The sequence below is a fragment of the Deefgea tanakiae genome (assembly GCF_019665765.1).
In the GTDB taxonomy this organism is placed as follows: Bacteria; Pseudomonadota; Gammaproteobacteria; order Burkholderiales; family Chitinibacteraceae; genus Deefgea; species Deefgea tanakiae.
Genome location: NZ_CP081150.1, coordinates 210,328 through 230,883 on the forward strand (window position 1 = coordinate 210,328; position 20,556 = coordinate 230,883).

General features: G+C 48.5%; 17 protein-coding genes and 1 pseudogene. 11 read left to right on the plus strand and 7 right to left on the minus strand.

The annotated features are described in order from the left end of the window. Positions 1–14 precede the first annotated feature (14 nt). The 5 genes from K4H28_RS01030 to nagZ all read left to right on the plus strand — a co-directional run bounded on the left by K4H28_RS01030 (position 15) and on the right by nagZ (position 6,555). Positions 15–893 carry an ankyrin repeat domain-containing protein gene (locus tag K4H28_RS01030; RefSeq protein ID WP_221006433.1) on the plus strand — a complete coding sequence of 293 codons (879 nt, stop codon included), beginning with the start codon at positions 15–17 and terminating at the stop codon, positions 891–893. A 285-nt stretch (positions 894–1,178) separates the two neighbouring features. After that, the gene (gene mltF / locus K4H28_RS01035; protein ID WP_221006434.1) at positions 1,179–2,636 is read left to right on the plus strand and encodes a membrane-bound lytic murein transglycosylase MltF; all 1,458 of its coding nucleotides are present in this window, start codon (positions 1,179–1,181) and stop codon (positions 2,634–2,636) included. A gap of 146 nt (positions 2,637–2,782) precedes the next feature. Continuing rightward, positions 2,783–4,168, plus strand: coding sequence for a glutamate--tRNA ligase (gene gltX, locus K4H28_RS01040; protein ID WP_221006435.1), 1,386 nt, complete (start codon positions 2,783–2,785; stop codon positions 4,166–4,168). Positions 4,169–4,366: 198 nt separating this feature from the next. Beyond that, on the plus strand, positions 4,367–4,939 hold the full coding sequence (locus tag K4H28_RS01045; protein WP_221006436.1) for a GNAT family N-acetyltransferase: 573 nt from the start codon (positions 4,367–4,369) through the stop codon (positions 4,937–4,939). A gap of 71 nt (positions 4,940–5,010) precedes the next feature. Further along, positions 5,011–6,555 carry a beta-N-acetylhexosaminidase gene (gene nagZ / locus K4H28_RS01050; RefSeq protein ID WP_221006437.1) on the plus strand — a complete coding sequence of 515 codons (1,545 nt, stop codon included), beginning with the start codon at positions 5,011–5,013 and terminating at the stop codon, positions 6,553–6,555. Between the two features lie 116 nt (positions 6,556–6,671). Here the strand turns inward: nagZ and K4H28_RS01055 are convergent, their stop codons facing one another. The 5 genes and pseudogenes from K4H28_RS01055 to K4H28_RS01075 all read right to left on the minus strand — a co-directional run bounded on the left by K4H28_RS01055 (position 6,672) and on the right by K4H28_RS01075 (position 11,760). Then, positions 6,672–7,412, minus strand: a complete 741-nt coding sequence (locus K4H28_RS01055) for an EAL domain-containing protein (RefSeq protein ID WP_308443481.1) — start codon at positions 7,410–7,412, stop codon at positions 6,672–6,674. Between the two features lie 66 nt (positions 7,413–7,478). Next, positions 7,479–7,901 (minus strand): annotated as a pseudogene (locus tag K4H28_RS16635) (GGDEF domain-containing protein); the annotation flags it as partial. Between the two features lie 27 nt (positions 7,902–7,928). Then, positions 7,929–9,082 (minus strand): IS3 family transposase gene (locus K4H28_RS01065; RefSeq protein WP_221004883.1). Its coding sequence is split into 2 segments (ribosomal slippage): positions 7,929–8,842 and positions 8,842–9,082, totalling 1,155 coding nucleotides; the frame shifts between segments, so codons are not numbered across the junction. Between the two features lie 59 nt (positions 9,083–9,141). Beyond that, positions 9,142–9,837, minus strand: coding sequence for a hypothetical protein (locus K4H28_RS01070; RefSeq protein WP_221006439.1), 696 nt, complete (start codon positions 9,835–9,837; stop codon positions 9,142–9,144). Between the two features lie 144 nt (positions 9,838–9,981). Next, complete coding sequence (locus K4H28_RS01075; RefSeq protein ID WP_221006440.1) at positions 9,982–11,760, minus strand: glycoside hydrolase family 19 protein; 1,779 nt, start codon at positions 11,758–11,760, stop codon at positions 9,982–9,984. A 325-nt stretch (positions 11,761–12,085) separates the two neighbouring features. Between K4H28_RS01075 and K4H28_RS01080 the strand changes: the two genes are divergently transcribed. Beyond that, entirely contained in the window at positions 12,086–12,496 is a 411-nt protein-coding gene (locus K4H28_RS01080) for a hypothetical protein (protein WP_221006441.1), read from the plus strand. A 59-nt stretch (positions 12,497–12,555) separates the two neighbouring features. Here K4H28_RS01080 and K4H28_RS01085 read toward each other — a convergent pair whose 3' ends face one another. Next, positions 12,556–13,467 (minus strand): LysR family transcriptional regulator, encoded by a 912-nt coding sequence (locus K4H28_RS01085; RefSeq protein WP_221006442.1) that lies wholly within the window; start codon positions 13,465–13,467, stop codon positions 12,556–12,558. 94 nt (positions 13,468–13,561) lie between these two features. Here K4H28_RS01085 and K4H28_RS01090 point away from each other — a divergent pair, with 94 nt between their 5' ends. The 4 genes from K4H28_RS01090 (at position 13,562) to K4H28_RS01105 (ending at position 17,128) form a co-directional block, all read left to right on the plus strand. Continuing rightward, positions 13,562–13,846: a hypothetical protein gene (locus K4H28_RS01090; RefSeq protein ID WP_221006443.1), complete on the plus strand. Its 285-nt coding sequence runs from the start codon at positions 13,562–13,564 to the stop codon at positions 13,844–13,846. Positions 13,847–14,020: 174 nt separating this feature from the next. Next, a complete protein-coding gene (locus K4H28_RS01095; protein WP_221006444.1) occupies positions 14,021–14,407 on the plus strand; it encodes an HPF/RaiA family ribosome-associated protein in 387 nt (128 codons plus the stop codon). A 223-nt stretch (positions 14,408–14,630) separates the two neighbouring features. After that, complete coding sequence (gene htpX, locus K4H28_RS01100; protein ID WP_221006445.1) at positions 14,631–15,509, plus strand: protease HtpX; 879 nt, start codon at positions 14,631–14,633, stop codon at positions 15,507–15,509. A 284-nt stretch (positions 15,510–15,793) separates the two neighbouring features. Continuing rightward, positions 15,794–17,128: a DUF4397 domain-containing protein gene (locus K4H28_RS01105; protein ID WP_221006446.1), complete on the plus strand. Its 1,335-nt coding sequence runs from the start codon at positions 15,794–15,796 to the stop codon at positions 17,126–17,128. A gap of 90 nt (positions 17,129–17,218) precedes the next feature. Here K4H28_RS01105 and K4H28_RS01110 read toward each other — a convergent pair whose 3' ends face one another. After that, the gene (locus tag K4H28_RS01110) at positions 17,219–18,373 is read right to left on the minus strand and encodes an alpha/beta hydrolase family protein (RefSeq protein WP_221006447.1); all 1,155 of its coding nucleotides are present in this window, start codon (positions 18,371–18,373) and stop codon (positions 17,219–17,221) included. Positions 18,374–18,747: 374 nt separating this feature from the next. On the opposite strand from K4H28_RS01110, the gene argS reads away from it, so the two are divergent. Next, a complete protein-coding gene (gene argS / locus K4H28_RS01115) occupies positions 18,748–20,463 on the plus strand; it encodes an arginine--tRNA ligase (protein ID WP_221006448.1) in 1,716 nt (571 codons plus the stop codon). The last annotated feature ends 93 nt before the right edge of the window (positions 20,464–20,556 follow it).

A 20,556-nucleotide genomic window follows, 5' to 3' on the forward strand; every position in this document is an offset into this window, starting at 1 on the left:
ACTGGAGAGAAATCATGGATGCTGGATTAGCAAATCGACTCGTTGAACTATTAGGCGAAAAGAATACCCCTAAATTACTGATTCTCAATTATCCACGGATTGCTGAACGAATTGCGCAAATGTGGGGTCGGGAAACCTTAGTCGCGTTTTTAAACGATTTGCTGTTTGATAGTCGTGGCGATCGAGCAGGGTTTCCTCCGGATGTTGCCCACGAGCTTTTTATTGTTCAGCGTGAACACGATAATGCGATGGGCATCGGCAGTGAGGCGGCTATTTGGGGTTATGAGGAAGCAGTGCGCACAGCTGCAATTCATCTCAGTGAATTTGATTTTCCCACTTTTTTAGAGGCTGCCAAGCAGGGTAGGATTGAGGTTTTGCAGGAGCAATTGCAAGGCGGCGTTCATATTGATGAGCCAGATGCGGATGGTTTAACTGCGCTATGGTGGGCGGTCTATTATGGGCATTTCACGGCAGCAGAGCTATTGCTGCAAAATGGTGCGCGCGCGAGTACTTCCGATCATCAGGGCCGGCAAATCGTGCATTTGTTTGCAGCGGGTGATCATTGCAATGGCCTGAATTTATTGTTGCGCTTTGGGGTTCGTTTGAATGTGGTAGATCATTCTGGTTTCACGCCGCTGATGGCTGCGGCAGCTAAGGGGCGCATCAGCGCTGCCGCCTTGCTGCTCGAAAATGGCTTGGAAGTCACTGCGCAAGATAATTCCGGTAAAACAGCATTGCACTATGCAGCCAAAGAGGGGCATCGACGCATGGTTGAATTGTTACTTAGTCATGGTGCTGATGCACATTTTCAGGATCATCATGGCCAATCCGCTTATGAGGTCGCGATGCTCCATCCTGATTCGGGCAAGCTAAAGCTTTTATTTGATTTGTGATGAATATGAGGTTGCTTGGCTGTTGTTACAGCCAATGAGTCATTGCAGAAAATAGTGCTTTAGGCTGCCGTCATAGGATTTTGATATACCTACAATTGATGCATAAAATGCACAATATCCGCCGTACTTCTCGTTTTTTTCTGTTCAATTTCGATTAATTCATTCCGTTCTAACCCTCGCAAAATAAGGGCTTGCTGATGCAAGTCCTTGTTTGCCAAAGATTTAGTTTGTTGTTTTGCCAAAAATTAGGCACAATGCGCCATCTTTGTAAGGAACAGGATCGGCATGAAGAAATTCTTGATTGCGCTCTCGGCGTGCGTACTTTTGGGCTGTGGCGACTATTCGTCGCAAGCACAACGTGTATTACCATGGGCGGAGTCCAAAGAATTAACCGTGCTGGTGCAAAACGGCCCAACGACATTGTATGTCGATGCAGAAGGGCGTTATGCAGGTCTTGAATACGACCTTGTCACCCGATTTGCTGAACTGAATGATCTAAAAGTTCGCTTCATTATGGTGGGCACTTATGCTGAGGTTGTGCAGCGTCTCAAGCAAAATGAAGCGCATTTGGCTGTAGGCGTGCATCGCGGCGTGGATGGTGAAGGTTTGCTGTTTGGCCCCGCTTATCAAAATGTGACGCCGGTTTTGGTCTATGCCGCAGCGCGTAGTGAAGCGGATGTCCTTAGAGAGATTCAGCAAGGCCACGCGCCATTAAGTACTTTGCCGCAATACCTCGATTCGCTCAGTCAACAAAAAGCCAAGTACCCTAGCTTGCAAATCAATGCGGTCGAACACGCTGATAATGAAGACCTCATTGAGCAAGTCTCAACCGGTAAATTGGCCTACGCTGTTGTTGATTCTCATGCGGCCGATGTCGCGCAAAATTATTATCCGAATGTTGCCATTTCAAAGTCATTTGCCGATAACACCCAGCAATTGTCTTGGGCGGTACGTGATGAAGACCCACAATTGCGCACGATGGCTTCAGCTTATTTCCGCCAGGTGATGGCGGAGGGATCGCTCAGCCGTTTGCAAGATCGTTACTATGGGCACGTCAATCGCGTTGATACTTTGGATGCCCTCACTTATCTTGGCCGGATCAAATCTACGCTACCCAAATTCAGAGCGACCTTTTTACAAGCCGAAGCCGAAACAGGCATCGATTGGCGTCTGCTTGCTGCGTTGGCCTATCAAGAGTCGCATTGGGATAACGAATCGATTTCGCCCACCGGTGTGCGCGGCATTATGATGCTGACCAACGATACGGCGTCTTTGCTCGGTGTTGACCGCTTAAACCCGCGAGAAAGCATCCTAGGTGGTGCGCGTTATGTGCAAATGATGCGCAAAGGGATTCCAGAAACGGTGCCAGAGCCTGATCGTACCTGGCAGGCGCTGGCTGCCTACAATATCGGCCTAGGTCACGTTGAAGACGCACGGACTTTGGCGCTGCGTTTAAATATCAATCCCGATAGTTGGACGGATTTAAAAGGTGTATTGCCGCTACTCAGAAAGCCTGAGCATTTTAGTACGCTTAAATATGGCTATGCGCGCGGTGGCGCTCCAGTGATTTATGTGGAAAGACTAAAATCCTATTACGATATTTTGGTACGCTTCGAACGACCGAGCAAAGTCACTTTGCCGGAGTTTTCCAACACCGTTGTCGTGCACAATCCGGGCAATCTAACCTTGGATATCAATAGCAAGCTCAATATCGAGAAGCCCAAGCGTTTGGCGTCTTTATGATTTGATGGGTATTTGCTTCTAGTTATTAATTGACAATGGCTAGCGTTAAATACCTAGCCTCATTGTTTTTGCTTCAATTGTGATCCACAGCGCGGCTGCGCATTTCTAGTACAATAGCGGTTTTGCTATTCGCCGGATTTGTCGCTATGACCGTACGCACCCGTTTTGCCCCTTCCCCGACTGGTTTACTTCATATTGGTGGTGTTCGCACTGCGCTGTTTTCTTGGGCTTATGCCAAAAAGCACGGCGGTCAATTTGTACTACGGATTGAAGACACGGACTTAGAGCGTTCCACGCCTGAATCGGTCGCGGCGATTATGGATGGCATGCACTGGGTTGATCTTGGTTACGACGAAGGTCCGTTCTACCAAATGCAGCGCATGGATCGTTATAAAGTCGTGATTCAGCAATTGCTCGATAGCGGCCACGCTTACTATTGCTATTGCAGCAAAGAAGAGCTCGAAGCGCAGCGTGCTGCGGCCGAAGCCAAAGGCGAAAAACCACGTTACGATCGTACTTGGCGACCAGAAGCAGGCAAGACCTTGCCTGCGATCCCTAGCGACATCAAACCCGTGGTGCGTTTTAAAACGCCAATCGGCGGCTCGGTAGTATGGGAAGACCAAGTCAAAGGCCGCATCGAGATTGGTCATGCCGAATTGGATGATTTGATCATCGCGCGTCCTGATGGCACGCCAACATACAACTTCTGCGTGGTGGTGGATGACGCGGATATGAAAATCAGCCACGTGATTCGCGGCGATGACCATGTGAACAACACGCCGCGCCAGATCGTGATTTACGAAGCGATGGGCGCGCCGGTGCCGGTGTTTGCTCACCTGCCAATGATCAATAACGATCAAGGCGTGAAACTGTCAAAACGCCGCGATGCGGTATCGGTGGTTGATTACGACACCCAAGGTTTCCTACCCGAAGCATTGCTCAATTACTTGGCGCGTTTGGGTTGGGGTCACGGCGACGATGAGATCTTCTCTCTCGAGCAATTCGTTGAATGGTTTGATCTGAAAGACGTCAGCGGCAGCCCAAGCCGGATGGATCGCGATAAACTTCTGTGGACTAACGCGCAATACATCAAGGCTGCTGAGCCAGCCAAACTCGCAGCGCGCGTGGCCGGTTTCTTAGCCGACAAGGGCGTTAAAACTGAGGGTGGCCCTGCACTCGCTGATGTGTGTGTCTTGCTCAAAGATCGTTGCCAAACCCTCGTTGAAATGGCCGATCAAGCTGAATACTTCTATCAAGCGTTAACGCCAAGCCAAGAAATCGCCGATAAGCATTTGCAACCCGAAGACGAAGAACGTTTGAAGTTGTTTGCCGAAGCCGCCGCTGCGCTTGAAACTTGGGACGCAGCTAGCTTGGGCGCATTGATTAAAGAGTTCGTAAAACAGCAAGGCGTGAAAATGCCACAAGTCGGCATGCCAATTCGCGCTAAAGTCTGCGGCATTACCAATACACCATCGGTGGATGCGGTGTTGGCGTTGATTGGTCGGGAAGAAGTATTGCGCCGTCTGCGATAAACGGCTGCGAAGCCCGTATGCTGCGTTAAAAATAGCTCAAAATCCTCATTTACTATTCGTAAACTCCGGTTTTTCGCCATTTTTTGCTTTGCCTACAGGCTTCTCGCTCGTTTCTTTTGCTGCATAAGATGAATCACGTCGTGATATAGAAGGCCAAGCAAAACTTGGCCTTTTTTGCATTTGAGTGAGGATTTTAATATGTCCGCCATTATTGAATTTAAAACCGCCCGACTGATTGCTCGCCAATGGCGCGATGAGGATTTACTATCCTTTGCGCAACTTAATGCCGATCCACAGGTGATGCAGTATTTCCCAAGCTGTTTAAGTCGCGCCGAAAGCGATGCGGCCGCTGCGCGGATGCGTGGCTTAATTGCGGAGCAGGGCTGGGGATTCTGGGCGATTGAGGAGCAAGCCTCACAGCGTTTTATTGGCTTGGTTGGTTTGAATATCCCGTCACCTGAATTACCATTTTCGCCATGTACTGAAATCGGTTGGCGCTTGGCATCTGAATTTTGGGGTAAAGGCTATGCAATTGAAGCGGCGCAGGGCGCATTGCGCTATGGGTTTACGCAGCTTAACTTGGCCGAAATTGTGTCGTTTACCAGTATTCATAATCAGCCCTCGCAAGCGGTAATGCGTCGCTTGGGGATGCTGCAGTCTGACAACTTCGAGCATCCTAAAGTGCCTGTTGGGCATACATTACATGAACATTGCCTGTTTCGGCTCACTCACGCCCGCTGGGCTGCACTGGAAGCAAACACCACGTCTTAAGTCTGGTAAATTAAGGCTGGCGGTGGGCTAGCTAAATCGATGATGACCCTGTTTCAAGGATAAGTTACGCAATGAACTCGAGTTTTTCTGAATCTTTACAGCAGCAGCTTGGCCAACTGGTGATGGTTGGTTTTGATGGCTTTGTGCCGAATGCGCAAATTGAAGGATTAATCCGCGAACAGCGCATCGGTGGCGTGATTTTATTTCGCCGGAATATTGAGTCGCCCGCACAAGTGGCTGCGTTGTGCCGACGTTTACAAGCCATCAATGCAGAGGTGTCTAACATTCCACTTTTGATCGCAATTGATCAGGAAGGTGGCATGGTGATGCGGATTGAAGAGGGCGTCACACCACTGCCATCGGCGATGGCCTACGCCAAGGGCGGTACGGTCGCAGAGTGCGAAGCGCTGCATCGGATTGGTGCGGCAGAATTGCGGCAGATGGGGATTAATGTTAATTTCGCCCCTAGCCTTGATATCAACAATAACCCGAACAATCCGGTGATCGGCGTGCGTGCTTTTGGTGAGGATGTCGCGACGGTCACGAATTATGGCTTAGCCGCCATTCGTGGGATTCAGGCGGCTGGTATTGCTGCCACCGCCAAGCATTTTCCCGGTCATGGTGATACGGCGACGGATTCGCATTATGGCCTGCCCGTGGTCGCACACGCGGCAGAGCGACTTCATGCGGTTGAATTGGCGCCGTTTAAAGCGGCAATTGCAGCTGGTGTTGATGCAATCATGACCGCCCATGTGGTGTTTCCAGCATATGAGTCCGACCCGAATACACCGGCGACCTTGTCCCGCGGCGTGCTCACTGGTTTATTGCGCGAAGAAATGGGTTTTAGTGGCGTTGTGTTCACCGATTGCTTGGAAATGGCCGCGATTGCCGCTGGCGTTGGCACGGTGGCTGGCGCGCTGCAATCATTTGCTGCGGGTGCTGATATCGTCTTGGTATCGCATACCTATGAGCGGCAGCGTGATACGGTGCTGGCCTTGCAGGCGAAATTGGCGAGTGGCGAACTCTCTGCGGTGCGGCTTGAGCAATCTCTGGCACGGATTGCGCGCTTAAAACAAGCGTTAGCCACCTGCGATTGGGCTGCGCCGTTTGAGTCGCAGCAATTGCAAACGCCGGAAGCGTTGGCTTTAGCGGCACAGGTGCAGTCCACTGCTTTGCAAGTGAGCGATCCCTTTCAAGCCTTGGACTTAAGTTTGCCGACTTTATTGATGACCGTTGAAGTGCAAAATCGAACGGAAATTGATGAAGTCGCGCTCGGTAAAAGCAGCGCCGCACGCGGCACTTTACTGCCTTTATTAGCGGCGGCGGGCGTTCAAGTTAACGAATTGATTGTGTCACCGTCGCCGACGGAGGCTGAGATTGCTGCGCTGGTGCTGGCGGCTGCTTCGTATTCGCAGGTGATTGTGCAAAGTTATAACGCGTGTCTTTCGCGCGGGCAACAGGCCTTAATCGCTCAATTGCCCGCTGAATATTTGTGGTTGGTGGCTGGGCGCTTGCCCTACGATGTCAATTTGGCACCATTGGCTAAGGGTCGATTAGCTGCATTTAGCAATCGCCCAGCAGCATTGCAATCGGTAGTGGAAAAACTAACTCGCTAATGGTCTTGCTGTGATGGAAGTATATAAAGCCCAGTTGATGACTGGGCTTTATATTTATTATTGTAGGTATGCTGCTTGAGTCCTTTTTTATCAATGACTTTAATTAAATACCCTAGTTACTTTTCTGGATCAGAAATAGGCAGTGCTTCGGGTTTGTGGATTGCATAGCCTTGCGCGTAATCGACGCCGAGACTGCACAGTATTTCTTTCTGAATGTCGTTTTCGACAAACTCCGCAATAGTGCACAATTTGAGCGCTTTGGCCATTTGGATGATGGCGGTCACGAGAGCGACATCTGACTCATTCCGTTCTAAATTGCGAATCATGCTGCCGTCGATCTTGAGGTAGTCGACATCTAAATCTTTTAAGTAGCTAAACGACGAAAAACCACTGCCAAAATCATCCAAAGCAAAGCGGCAACCTAATGCTTTGAGCGTACTAATAAATAATTTGGCCGAGTCCATATCGGTCATTGCGGCCGTTTCGGTGATTTCAAAGCAGACGTGAGTTGAGGGTAAATGGCTGGCTTTCACCCACTCAACGAGGCTTTGCAAAAAAGCATGATCGGCCAAGGATGGCCCTGACCGATTAATCGCATACAGCATATTCGCGGGCAATTGCTGTTTCAATATCGATTGTGCTACCCAGCGATCAATCCGGTTAATCAAATGAAAGCGCTCTGCTGCGGGTAAGAAAAATCCCGGCGGCACGATTTTTCCTTCTTCATCAATGCCACGAATGAGGATCTCAGCATGACCTGTGGGCGCACTGGGGTTTTGTAGGTTTTCCATTTTTTGATAAAACAGCACAAAACGATCTTGCTGCAGCATTTGCGGTATTTTGGCAGCCCAATTCATATTGGATTGCAGTTCCTCATGCTGATTGTCAACATCGTTGGAGTGGGCGATCTGCCCTGTGCCGCGTTCTTTGGCGATATAGCAAGCGGTATCGGCTCGTGCAACGAGGTCTTTGTAATGGGTTTTTTCATCCCAAATGCAGATGCCAATCGAGCCATTGAGCGAAAAAATGCGGCCTTGTGAGCTAAATGGATGATTTTGGATCAAGGTGAGAAGTTATTGCCCTTCTTCGTGGGCTAATTCGAGATTCATATCGGGCAGGAAAATACCAAATTCATCGCCGCCAAGACGAGAGATCAATGCATTATCAGGTAATGCATTGCTAAATCGATGGCTGAGTATCGTTAATAATTCATCACCAACGCCGTGTCCGCACAAATCATTGACCAATTTGAATTGATCTAAATCGAGATAAAGTAGTGCTCCATTGGTGGTTGCTAGCGCTTTGATTCCTTTCTCAAAACCTCTACGATTTAACAGGCCGGTGAGCGGGTCATGTGAATCGCCCCGAGTTTTCTAGACACTGCCGAGCCTTTCGAAATACTGCTTTTCATACTCTACTGGTGATAGCCCATTATTGAAACTATGGCGGCGCTTGGGGTTGTAAAACATCTCGATATAATTGAACACATCTCGACGTGCCTCCTCTCGATTACGGTAGGTTTGTCGTTTGATTCGTTCCCGCTTCAATAGCTGGAAGAAACTTTCCGCGACCGCATTGTCATGGCAATTGCCACGCCGACTCATGCTCGGTTTTAAATTATGCACACGCAGTAGATCCTGCCAATCATAACTACTGAATTGGCTGCCTTGGTCCGAATGCACTAAGACCTCTTGCTTGGGCTGACGTCGCCAAACCGCCATTAATAAAGCTTTAATCGCCAACTCACGGTCCATCCGCGCGCCCATCGACCAACCAACAACCTGTCTTGAGAACAAATCCAATACTGCGGCCAAATAAAGCCAACCTTCGTGTGTGCGAATATAGGTAATGTCAGTCACCCAAACCTGATTAGGTGTATCGACATTGAATTGCCGAGCCAAATGGTTTGGTGCCGTTACGGTGGGCTTGCCACCATAAAAACCACGTCGACGACGATAGCCTGTTTGTGAACGAAGGCCAGCTAAGCGCATTAAGCGCGCGACGCGATGCTTGCCACATTGTTCGCCCATATCACGCAAGTCATCATTAATCTTGCGATAACCATAGACGCCGCCGCTTTCTTGCCACGCTTCAGTGATGATGCCAGTCAAGCGCTGGTCATCAATCGTGCGCAATGATTGTGGTCGTTGCAGCCAAGCGTAGTAGCCGCTGGGATGGACTTGCATCATCTGGCAGAGCCGTCGAACTGGATGTAGTGCTTGATGGTCACGAATGAAGGCGTACCTTACCCGGATAGCTTGGCAAAGTACGCGGCGGCCTTTTTTAGGATGTCACGCTCTTCAGTTACTCGACGTAGTTCAGCTTTTAGTTGCCGAATTTCATCCTGCTGAGTAGTTGTTTGCGGTTGTTCTGGTAAAGGCGTGGCGTAGCGCTTAATCCAGCTGTAGATGCTATGCCCTGAAACCCCCAGTCGCTCAGCGACTTCTGCGACAGGATAGTTGCGTTCTGTCACTTGCTTGACGGCTTCGATTTTGAACTCTTCGGTGTAGCGATTAGATTTGCTCATAAGACCTCCTAATTACCTCATTTTGAGGCTCTTTAGGTGTCTAGGAAACCCGGGGCGATTCAATGATCGGAGCGATATTCTAATTCCTTGCTGATATTGAAACTGTAGCGAGTAATGAAATAGACCAAGATCCCACAGATCGATAAGGTCAACAAGATTGAAATTGTAAGCTGCCATAAACGAGAAATACGCAGCACATCAATTTGTTGGATGAGCGCCAGTTCGCGTTGTTCGGTGAGCTGCGCCAATTGCTCCATGGACTCGTCGAGTTGATAAATAAAATGCTTATACAGCGCAAGCTGCTCGTTGGCTTCAATAGGAGATTGAATATTTTTTTGCTGAAGAATCAACTGAACCTGTTCAAAGCTATATTTGTAATTCATTAAGACGCGTTGGCTGGTTTGGATGATGGTTTGGTCTTGCGCTGGTAATAGGGGTTCTAATTTTTTTAGTCGATTAAATGCCCGATTGAACGTTTGATGCCAAAGTCCGGTATTTTGGATTCTGTGTTGAGGATCATTAATCTCTAAAAAATAGTCTTTTTCAAAACGACGTAATTGACCAATGTCGATGCGCAGATTGCGAACGGTATTGTTCGCATTGTCGGTTTGAATAATTTGCGAGCCCATTTCTTGGTAGGTTTTATTGATGCTAAAACCCATCACAAGTCCAATGAGTAAAATCACCAGCATTAGAAATGCGAATCCTAAACCGACTCGCAGTGCGAGTTTGGCGGCAGCAAAATGACTCATCATATTTCTCTATCGCGAAATCAACATTCAGTATAGACAATGAATACTTGAATCAGTTGAGTCAATTTATGGGGATAAACGCTGAGCCATAAAAAACGCCACATAGATACCTATGTGGCGTATGTGTTTCTAGTTGTTTTTAGATAACTATTTCAGAGCAATACCCCAGTTAGCATCAACACACTTAGTGTATTGACCATCAATCAAAGCATTGTATGGGGTTTGGTAGCTAACCAATTGGCACTTGTTATCACCACCGACTTTCCAGTCTTTTTCCCAGTAGATATTAAATGCGGCAGATGAACCACCATCGAAGCGACCCATGCCTGAGCATTTCATTGACTCTTTGCTGATGTCCCAACCTAGATCACGAGCAAATTCGGTGTAGTAGTTGATCCGATTTTGCGCTGCTGGTTTAGTCGGTGTGTCTTGGCACTCGGCATTGATAATTTGAATCGAAGTTGGGAAGTCATTGCCCAATTGACGAGATTTATCAAATTCGTTTGGCACCCAAGTTCCGTCAATCACATGCAACATTGATGGTTTTGGTGGTTGTGGGTACACGAAGAAGAACACCGCTGAGGCCAAGTTCAACCAGCTTTCTGCTACACGATCCGGATCTTTCAACAAGACAGATTGGTCGCCATCAAACATCGCTTGGCTGAATGGGCCGTAATTGTAGTTGTACGACAATTGCTTAGCACCACGACCGAAGTATTTCAGGTAGCCGCCTTTTGCATCGGTACCGCAAGTCCAAACTTTATTAAATACTGGATCAGCGCACTCACCGTTATAACCGCAATTGGTGCCTGAGTCGGTACAACCCATTTCACGTACGTGTACCAAAGCTTGCAGCCATTCTGGATTACCGTATTGCTCTACGCTATGACCACCGGTTTCTTGCGCAAAGTGAGCGAACGAAGCGGCCAATGAACGGCGGCAGATTTCGTCGGCATTGCGACCATCGGTGTAGTCACCGCAGAAAGCAGGGAATTTTGCAGAAGCTTGCAAGAAGCGGGTGTAAGTGTAGCTTGGGTGTGCTTTCGAGAAGTAGTAATCCCACTTCGCTTTCGGCATGATGCCTTCGATTCGTTTCACATTGCTTGGGTTGCTCATCAAGCCGGGTGCTACTGCTTCAACGACTGAGTTTGGCAAGGTGCGAACCGATGCTTTTACTTTGCGGAAAATATCGCTATTGGTCAGCGTTGCTGCATAAGCTTCTGCTTCCGCTTTGCTTGGTATGCCACCTGTTGAGCCGCCACCACCAGGTGCTGTTGTTGGTAAACCGGATGCATCGCATGCGCCAGATGCATTCCAAACACCGTCTTTACCTGGCTCTGCGCCGGCATTGGCCCACCATTTTGCGGTGTAGCTGGTATTGTTGTAGCTTACAACTGCGCCGCCAGCATAAGAAGAACCTGCATTCCAGGCCGCAGCACATTTAGCTAGGCCTGAACCTGAACCTGGCGTTGCTGTTGGGGTTGGAGCGACAGTTGGTGCAGCTGTTGGTGCTGTAGTTGGTGCTGTAGTTGGTGCTGTAGTTGGTGCTGTAGTTGGTGCTGTAGTTGGTGCAATTGTTGGTGCAATTGTTGGTTTTGCTGTTGGCGCAACGGTAGGCGCTACAGTTGGTTTAGCAGTCGGTGCTACTGTTGGAGCGATCGTAGGTGCAACTGTCGGTACTGCCGTTGGTTTCACAGTCGGTACTGGCGTGGCTGCGCCACCTGAAGAGACTAATTGCCATGCACCCCATTGGCTAGCGCCTGGGGCTTCGCCAGTCGTCCACCATTTGGCTTTATAGGTTTGGCCTTGGTGTGTGACGGTTGCGTCTTTTAGGTAGACTGCTTTTGCATCCCAATCGGCAGCCCATACACTCGCACTTAAAAATAAGGCGGTAATGAGCGCTGAAATTTTCGCCGTTTTGTTCATTTGTCTCACTCCTCGCTGGTCTGTACGCTTTCCACTTTGCCGTGGGTCAGACCTTTGTTGTTCGGAAATCCATCAGTACTGCACTAACTTATTTTCGCAATGGCTTGTTGAGGTGAAGCCAACTGGTATTTAAGTAGCCTTACGGATGTTACCTGCTGTAGTGGCTGAGTCAATCACTACATAATATTTTCAAGCTACCGTTCGTCTGACTTAGTTTGCTTGTAATAATAAGGAATAAAATGCTGACGACATGCTGTTTTTTACCCCTGTTTATGTGACTTTTCTACGGGAAACTACCGGGTTATTTTTGAATGAGTCGTTTATAATGCGCACTTTACTGCGCGCTCTTAAAACACGTGGCGCAGTGGCTTTGAAACAAGGAAGAGTTGTGCTGCGAAAAATCGTTGTCTTGATTGGTTCTATGTTGTTGGCTGGAGTGGCCTTAGCCGAAGATGCACCTCTACCATTTGATGACCCTGCTGCTGCACCGCCAATTGTGCGCAAGACCAATCCAGCAAAGGCGGCAACTGCACCGATTGTAGCTAGTTCGAAAGTGAAAACGACATCGAAGAAGGCGTATACCAGCAACCGTAAAGCCAGTAAGGGCAAATCCTACGCCAAACAATCGAAAGCCGTGGTGAGCTCCAAAAAGTCAGCCAAGTCATCGACCAAGTCGACTTCAGCCAAGAAAAAATCAACGCCGAAAAAAACCAAGTCAACGAAAAAGACTCGCTGATTCACTCATTTGAATAGGCAGGTTAGCCACCCTTGCATAGGGTGGCTTTTTTATATCGCTTAAACTTGTGTCGAACTCAGTAGTAAATCCAGCATCGGATGATTGATTTTTTTCGGGGCATACAGTGCGTAGTAATTGGCATACAAGCCTGCTAGATGACCCAGTGATCTCAGTTCACTACTGGGTATTGGGTTGCCGGCAATCATGGGTGATGGATATAGACCAATACCCGCAATAGCGAATGCTTTCATTAAAGCGCTGTCCGCAAATTCACCCACAATGTCAGGCACGATATTTTGATCAGAAAACCATAGGTCTAATTGAATCCGCAGGGCGGTATTGCGCGTTGGTAACAGCATGGGCGCACCATGCAGGCTAGCGGGGAAATCTGGGGCGTATTGTGCTGTTTGCGCTGCGTTGCCTAAGATCATCACGGGGCATTCCACTAGCGCTTGGCTTGCCAAACGCAGGTGCGCGCCGTGCGCGGCGGGGCGGTCAGCCAAAACCACGTCTAGTTGGTGTAATGCTAGCTTTGCCATCAGCTCGTCGGGCGAACCCTCAATACACATTAAGCGAGTTTGCGGACTATGTGTGCTGGCTAATAATTGTTGGGCGACGATTTTTGGCAGCGCATCAGCCACACCCACATTAAAGCGCTGTCTTGGCGTTGCATCGCTGGCGAGGATTTGTTGCATCTGTTCGCCCAGCATAAAAATCTGATCGGCAAACGGCAAAATCGAACGCCCCGCATCGGTGAGTTCAAGTTGGCGACCGACTTGCTTAAACAAGGCTTTGCCTGTTTGTTCTTCTAATTTTGCTAATTGGCTGCTGATGGTTTGCGGCGTCATTTCTAATTTGCGCGCCGCTGCGCTGATGCTGCCTTCTTGGGTCACCACCCAGAAATAATATAAGTGTCGATAGTTGAGGGTCGCGTCGTTCATATTGGCTGTCAAAAAAAGCTGATGATGCATCAATGTAAGCCTGATGTTTGAATCTGTAAAGCGTCTCTATACTTGCAAGTCTAAGTAATCGATTGCTGTAACGAGACGATGAGGACAACAGAAAATGAATGCGTTTAACGACATTGCGGCCATCGCCGGAATTGGTGCGCTATGTGTTTTTTATTATTTTGTCGTTTATAACCCGTGGCTGCAAAAATATTGGCAGCAGTCGATGACCAAGGTTGAGTATCTACAATGGCATGCTGATTGCGTTGTTGGCGACAAAATTTCTTGTTTTCAGTGCGGTTCGACCGAGCAAATGGATTTAGGTTTGGCGCGTCCGACGGATTTTCGGCGGCGGATTGTCTGCGCGCGCTGCAAAACTGTACTCTGGCGCGAGTCGATTTAGTTCCCCAGAAAGGGCTGTAAATACTGCCAAAATCTATCGAGAAAAGTTGAAGGTGTTTCAGTCATACTCTGATTTCATTCTGCGCAGAATTACGTTAACTTGAAATCTCACTGGGCGTGATACACCAAGCCCTCTGTGATGTTTGCTTTATTTTCCCTTTGCTGGAGATTGACAATGCGACCACTCATTTTGACTCATAAACTCGCCATCGATTCGTCTATGCACAGTTACATCTTGCATCGCTTGCGTCTGGCACTTGACCGCACCCTCAGCAAAATTGGCGCGATTACCGTGCGCCTTAGCGATGACAATGGACCGAAAGGCGGCGCTGATAAATCGGTTCAAGTGAAGCTGGTCGTGCCAGGGCATGATTCGGTCATCATTAATGAGCGCGGCTCTGATTTACGTTCCGCCGTAGATCGAGCGATTCATCGCGCTGCGCAAACCATTCAACGAGTGAATGCAAAACGTCAAAAAGTAGTCCGTAAAGTGGCTAGCCGAAAAGTCATCGCCAATGAAATGGTGATGGCAGCCGAAGAGCAAGCGCCGCAAGCGGCCTAAGTGATCCTGTTAAGTTCGCTCGTTTGGCGTGTCAAACGAGCGACTCAAGTTGCACTAATTGAATTGAAACTGAAGAGTAAAATTTTATGAGTATGATCATCTTATCTGTCGCAGCTATCATTTCACTGTACGCTTTAAGTCGTCTTGCTAAGAAAGATGCGGCAAAAAAGGAACTCGTCCCGATACGGGTGAGTCAAAGGGAAAATCAACGTAGGAGGTAATTGTGAAAAGAATGATTTTATTGTTCGCGACTAACATCGCGATCATGGTAGTACTCGGTATTTTTGTTAGCGTTTTTGGCCTAAATCGTTTCATTACCGCGAATGGCCTGAATTTGCCGATGCTGCTGATGTTTGCTGCGGTATTGGGTTTTGGTGGCGCATTTATCTCACTCGCGATTTCAAAATGGATGGCGAAGATCAGCACCGGTGCGCAAGTGATTGCTCAGCCGCGCAATGAAGATGAACGCTGGTTGTTTGATACCGTTGCAAAGCTGGCGCAACGCGCTCAGATTGCAATGCCAGAAGTTGCCATTTACGAAGGTGAGCCCAACGCGTTTGCCACAGGACCGAGTAAAAATAACTCACTGGTGGCTGTGTCGACTGGCTTGTTGTACAGCATGACGCACCGCGAAATCGAAGCGGTATTGGCACACGAAGTCGCCCACATCAAAAATGGCGATATGGTGACGATGACGCTGATTCAAGGTGTGGTGAATACCTTTGTGTTTTTCCTTGCCCGCGTCGTAGGTTATTTGGTCGATTCATTCTTGCGCCGCAATGATGAGGAATCATCAGGCCCAGGGATTGGCTATATGGTAACGGTTATCGTCTGTGACATCGTGTTTGGTATCTTGGCGAGCGTCATCGTGATGTACTTTTCGCGCCAACGTGAGTTCCGCGCAGATGCGGGTGCCGCGCAATTGATGGGTGAAACCGCGCCGATGGTCGATGCACTACGCCGTTTGGGTGGCATGCAGCCTAATTCTTTACCAAGCAATATGGCTGCCGCAGGGATTTCAGCCAAAGAGGGCTGGTCCTCACTGTTTAGCTCGCATCCGGCGATGGCCGATCGAATTGCGGCATTGCAAGCAATGCGCTGATAGATATTGATGCGACACATCAAGCGATAAAATCAATTCCCTTAATCGCAATACGTAGCAAAAAAACCGCTGTCATATCGATGAGCGGTTTTTTTACGCCAAAGTCTACCGGCTAGTATTTTTGTTACTAAAAAGTATACCGTTCGGTAGGCTGAGTTACTAATTGGTAGATTTATTTTTTTATTAGTACTAATCTATGCAGGACAGCTCAAAAAGCCCACTGATAGCCGATTGATCTGGCATTTTTTACGCTTCATTTTGTGGTCAAAATCCTGGAGATTAAAATGAAAAAAATACATCAATGGCTAGGCATCATCGCTATCGCCAGTACACTCGTTGCCTGTGGCGGAAGTAGTGACTCAACTCCGCTACCAAAAGATCAAGCGCAAGTCCGCGTCATCCACGCCTCTGCTGATGCACCCAATGTCGATGTTTATGCCGGTGCAGCCAAAGTGCTGACCGATGTTCCCTACAAAGCCGCCAGCGGTCTTTTAACCGTTGATGCAGGCGACTTCCCCGTGAAAGTTACGCCAACCGGCAGTACAACAGGGGTCATTTCAGCGACGCTCAAATTAGCCAAAGACACCGTGACCACAGTGATTGCAGTGAATAACGTGGCGAAAATTGAACCCCTCGTGATTACTGAAAGCAAAATGGCTCCAGCCGATGGCAAAGGCCGTGTTCGTGTGGTTCATGCTGCACCAGCTGCGCCAGCAGTCGATGTCTATGTAACAGCACCCAATGCCGCAATCGCTTCTGCCACTCCGACACTGAGCAACGTGCCTTTCAAAGGCTTCTCTGATGGTCTTGAAGTTGCCGCAGGTGACTACCAAGTTCGAGTTACTGTTGCAGGTAGCAAAACCGTTGTATACGACTCAGGCAAATTGGCTGTACCAGCCGGTGCCGATTTGTTAGCAATGGCAATCCCACAAGTGAATGGCAGCTCGCCGATCAGCTTGTTACTGATCAGCCGTGCCGCAACGGGCAATGTGACTGAAGTGGCAGACTCTAATGCCAAACTGCGTGTAGTACATGCTTCACCAGACGCACCAGCGGTTGATGTATTAGCTAATGGCAGCGCATTACTGAGCAATGTACCTTTCTTTACTGCCTCAAACTACTTGACAGTGCCTGCGGCGAAATACACCACAGCCTTGCAAGTAAGCGGTACAACAACGATTGCGTTGACTAAAGACCTCACGCTAGACCGCGCAAAAAATTACACGGTATTTGCTGTGGGCTATGCTGCAAAAACGCCTGCATTGCAATACCTAGTCGGTATGGATGATGCTAGCTTGCCACCAGCAGGCCAATCTAAAGTTCGCGTAGTGCATGCTTCACCAGATGCACCAGCAGTGGATGTGTACGCCAATGACCAATTGGTGATGAGCAATGTCGCATTCCCAGCCATCGGCGATTACCTCAAAGTGCCAGCAGGACCATATGTATTCAAATTGCGTGCAGCAGGTGCAGCAGCGAGTTCAGCGCCAGCGTTCACTTCGCCTACCGTAACGACTGCCGACGGCAAGATCTATACCGTGGTGGCGCGTGGCGAATTCGCACAAGCCGGTACTAGCAATGCAACTGCGTTTACCTTGACTGTGTTAGCTGATAATTAATTCTTAACGCCATAATTAAAAACGCCACTCTTTTGAGTGGCGTTTTTTTTTGCTTAATCTAGATTAAGCCTCGATTTTTAAGACGTATGTTTAACTCTTTGGCCAAACGACTTTATCGTCAAGAAGATACAATTTGCATTCGCTATCTTTCGCTTTCTGCTTGCAGTAGTGAACTGCCACTTGCTGCGCATTTTTTGCATCGGGTTCACCCCAGGAAAATCCGCAGCTGCCGTTGTCAGCAATCGCTACAGCTCTTGGACTTGGCTTGTTGGTGACTACATCCGCATATAATTCTTTACACTTTGCTTTTGCATGAGTTGGAAATTTGTCTAATTCAGTCATCTCAGCATAACCAGATGCAACAACGGTTTTTGCTTCATATTTTGAACTCACCACGGCGGTTGGCATATTAAGTTCAGTCAGTTTCTTTTCCACCACGGGCCACCAAATAGTGTCAAAACCATCTTTGCTGCCGAACATGCCGTGTGCATCGTCGCGGTATTTCCCAAAGTTGATGAATTCAGCCGTCTGCTTGGTTTTATTATAGTTTGCCAGCATTTGTTGAGTAAGATCGAGCGGGAATAAGCTATCGTTTTCGCCGTAGAACCAAATTGAGGTCAGCTTGGCGTTTTCCCCCAGTTTTCCTGCTGTGTGCTTCAATGCGTTTTCCCATTCACAACCCTCTTGTTTAACGCCGCCAGCAAAATTAATCAGTAGTTTCACCCCGTGTGGCGGCTCGGCGGCCAAACCCAAGGTGCTAATACCACCAAAGGACTGACCTGACACAATGATTTGATTTGCGTTGATGTCAGCCCGTTGGCCTAGTACTTGGATTAGCGCTTTGATGTCTTCGGTTTGTTTCAAGGTGGATTCATATAATCGGCGACACCCGCCATCTAAATACATACTAGAACCGCCCGATTTACTAAAACCGCGTTGCATTGGCAGTGCAACGGCATAGCCGCGTTTTAAAAACTCACTCGCAATCAGCGGATAACGTGCACGGGGTTGGAACGATGGATTACCCAGCGTTTTGCCTTCGTTGATGACAATCAAAGGAAAAGGGCCGTCGCCATCGGGTTTGAAAAAAGTTGTTTCTAGGCTAATGTCACCGCCATAAAATGTTTTTCCAACTGGAATCATCAACACTTGTTCATTTAAATCAGCACGCAACGGCATGTCGTCGGCCGCCATTGCACTGAGTGAGAGCACCGCGGTGCTTAAAAACAGCTTGAGCTTGTTCATATGAAGTGCTTTGTAAAGTTATATTACGGACTAATAGTCTATCACCTTAAAAATAATGAAAGCAACTGTGGCTATCCTAGCTTGAATGACTGTCCATTATGCAATAGACATGGTCGTCGAGTGTGTCACTAGTAAAGGCATTGCTGCCCAGCGAGCTAAAGTTAGAGGCTTATGTATATGAGCCAAGCCTATAAATTAAATGGCCTAGCGGTGAATACATCGATATTAATTGCTGAGCCAGTTTTCGGATGCGGCGAAAGAGAGTTTAAGGTTTGCCCCATCCGCCCCCCACCCGTAGAATTGCGGGTAATTTATTATTTAACGCGGTGATTTGCAGATTTCTGCCAAATCATGGCGTTTGCTCGGAGCTGCCTGTGTCTTTATTACCCCTGTTGAATTCTCGTTTTGCCACGGCTTTGATCGCCGTTGGTGCGCCCAATGCCCAGCCGCTGGTGCAAGCGGCGAGCCGTCCTGAGTTTGGTGACTACCAAATGAATGGTGTGATGGGCGCAGCGAAAGCCTTAAAGCTGAACCCACGCGAATTGGCGCAACAGATTATCGATGCGGTGGATTTGGCTGGCATCGCCAGTGCGCTCGAAATCGCGGGTCCCGGCTTTATTAATATCAAACTCGATAACGCGTATTTAGCCGCTTACGTTGAGACTGCGCTGAAAGACGAACATCTTGGCGTTGAGCAAAGCCCCGCGCAGCACGTGATGGTTGAATATTCTTCGGTCAATTTGGCCAAAGAAATGCACGTCGGTCATTTGCGCTCGACGATTATTGGCGATGCTTTGGCGCGCGTGCAGGCTTTTGTTGGTATGAACGTCACTCGCCAAAATCACGTCGGTGACTGGGGTACGCAGTTCGGGATGCTTGTGGCGTTTTTGATCGAGCAGCAGCAAGAAGGCAATGCCGATATCGCCCTGAAAGATTTGGAAGGTTTTTATCGCCGCGCCAAAGCGCGTTTTGACGAAGACGAAACCTTTGCCAATACCGCGCGTGATTATGTAGTGAAACTACAAGGCGGCGATGCTGAGGTCAACGCGTTGTGGAAGCGTTTTGTTGAAGTATCACTGTCGCATTGCAACGCGGTTTACCAAAAATTGAACGTCTTGCTCAATGATGGCGACGTGCGCGGTGAGAGTTTTTATAACGCTGATTTGCCAATTATTGTTGATGAGTTGCGTCAGCAAGGTTTGCTGGTCGAGAGCGAAGGCGCGCAAGTGGTGTTTTTGGACGAATTCAAAAACAAAGACGGCGAGCCGCAAGCAAGCATTATTCAAAAGAAAGACGGCGGTTATTTGTATTCAACAACCGATTTGGGCGCGATCCGTTTCCGTGTGCGCGAGTTGAAAATTGATCGTTGCTTGTACGTCGTTGATGCACGCCAAGCGCTGCATTTCCAACAATTGTTCACGATTGCGAAAAAGGCCAAATTCGCACCAGAAAGCGTGTCCTTAGAACATATCGCGTTCGGCACGATGATGGGCGAAGACGGCAAGCCGTTTAAAACGCGTTCGGGCGATGTTGTGAAATTGGTCGACTTACTCGACGAAGCGCAAGAACGTGCGTTTGCCTTGGTTTCTGAGAAAAACCCAAGCTTGGACGAAACCACTCGCCGTGATATCGCCAATGCCGTTGGTATCGGTGCTTTGAAATACGCCGATTTGTCGAAAAGCCGCACCACGGATTACATCTTTAACTGGAACTCGATGCTCAGTTTTGAGGGCAATACCGCGCCGTATCTGCAATACGCCTACACCCGCGTGCAAAGTATTTTCCGCAAAGTGACAGACTACGATCAAAACGCAGCGATTGTGTTGACCGAGCCAGCCGAGCACGCCTTGGCGCTAGAATTGGCACGCTTTAGTGATGTCGTTCATACCGTTGCCAAAGACAGCCAACCGCATTTGTTGTGTGCATATCTATATAGTGTGGCGACGATGTTCTCGCGCTTTTACGAAAACTGCCCAGTGAATCAAGATGGCGTCACCAATGCGTCGCGTTTAAAAGTGTGTGATTTAACCGGCAAAGTGCTGGCCGCTGGCTTGAATCTGCTTGGGATTAAAGTTTTAGAAGCGATGTAATTTTTTGCGTTTGGGTATATGCCTGCAGTCATTATTAATCAATGACTATGGGCATATACATATTGAAGCCCATTGCGTAGCGAGCAAGAGAGA

What these genes read in the sequence shown, in the direction of transcription:
- K4H28_RS01030 (WP_221006433.1), top strand. Translation starts at nt 15, where the DNA reads ATGGATGCTGGATTAGCAAATCGACTCGTTGAACTATTAGGCGAAAAG.
- mltF (WP_221006434.1), top strand. Translation starts at nt 1,179, where the DNA reads ATGAAGAAATTCTTGATTGCGCTCTCGGCGTGCGTACTTTTGGGCTGT.
- gltX (WP_221006435.1), top strand. Translation starts at nt 2,783, where the DNA reads ATGACCGTACGCACCCGTTTTGCCCCTTCCCCGACTGGTTTACTTCAT.
- K4H28_RS01045 (WP_221006436.1), top strand. Translation starts at nt 4,367, where the DNA reads ATGTCCGCCATTATTGAATTTAAAACCGCCCGACTGATTGCTCGCCAA.
- nagZ (WP_221006437.1), top strand. Translation starts at nt 5,011, where the DNA reads ATGAACTCGAGTTTTTCTGAATCTTTACAGCAGCAGCTTGGCCAACTG.
- K4H28_RS01055 (WP_308443481.1), bottom strand. Translation starts at nt 7,412, where the DNA reads ATGAATTGGGCTGCCAAAATACCGCAAATGCTGCAGCAAGATCGTTTT.
- K4H28_RS01070 (WP_221006439.1), bottom strand. Translation starts at nt 9,837, where the DNA reads ATGATGAGTCATTTTGCTGCCGCCAAACTCGCACTGCGAGTCGGTTTA.
- K4H28_RS01075 (WP_221006440.1), bottom strand. Translation starts at nt 11,760, where the DNA reads ATGAACAAAACGGCGAAAATTTCAGCGCTCATTACCGCCTTATTTTTA.
- K4H28_RS01080 (WP_221006441.1), top strand. Translation starts at nt 12,086, where the DNA reads ATGCGCACTTTACTGCGCGCTCTTAAAACACGTGGCGCAGTGGCTTTG.
- K4H28_RS01085 (WP_221006442.1), bottom strand. Translation starts at nt 13,467, where the DNA reads ATGCATCATCAGCTTTTTTTGACAGCCAATATGAACGACGCGACCCTC.
- K4H28_RS01090 (WP_221006443.1), top strand. Translation starts at nt 13,562, where the DNA reads ATGAATGCGTTTAACGACATTGCGGCCATCGCCGGAATTGGTGCGCTA.
- K4H28_RS01095 (WP_221006444.1), top strand. Translation starts at nt 14,021, where the DNA reads ATGCGACCACTCATTTTGACTCATAAACTCGCCATCGATTCGTCTATG.
- K4H28_RS01105 (WP_221006446.1), top strand. Translation starts at nt 15,794, where the DNA reads ATGAAAAAAATACATCAATGGCTAGGCATCATCGCTATCGCCAGTACA.
- K4H28_RS01110 (WP_221006447.1), bottom strand. Translation starts at nt 18,373, where the DNA reads ATGAACAAGCTCAAGCTGTTTTTAAGCACCGCGGTGCTCTCACTCAGT.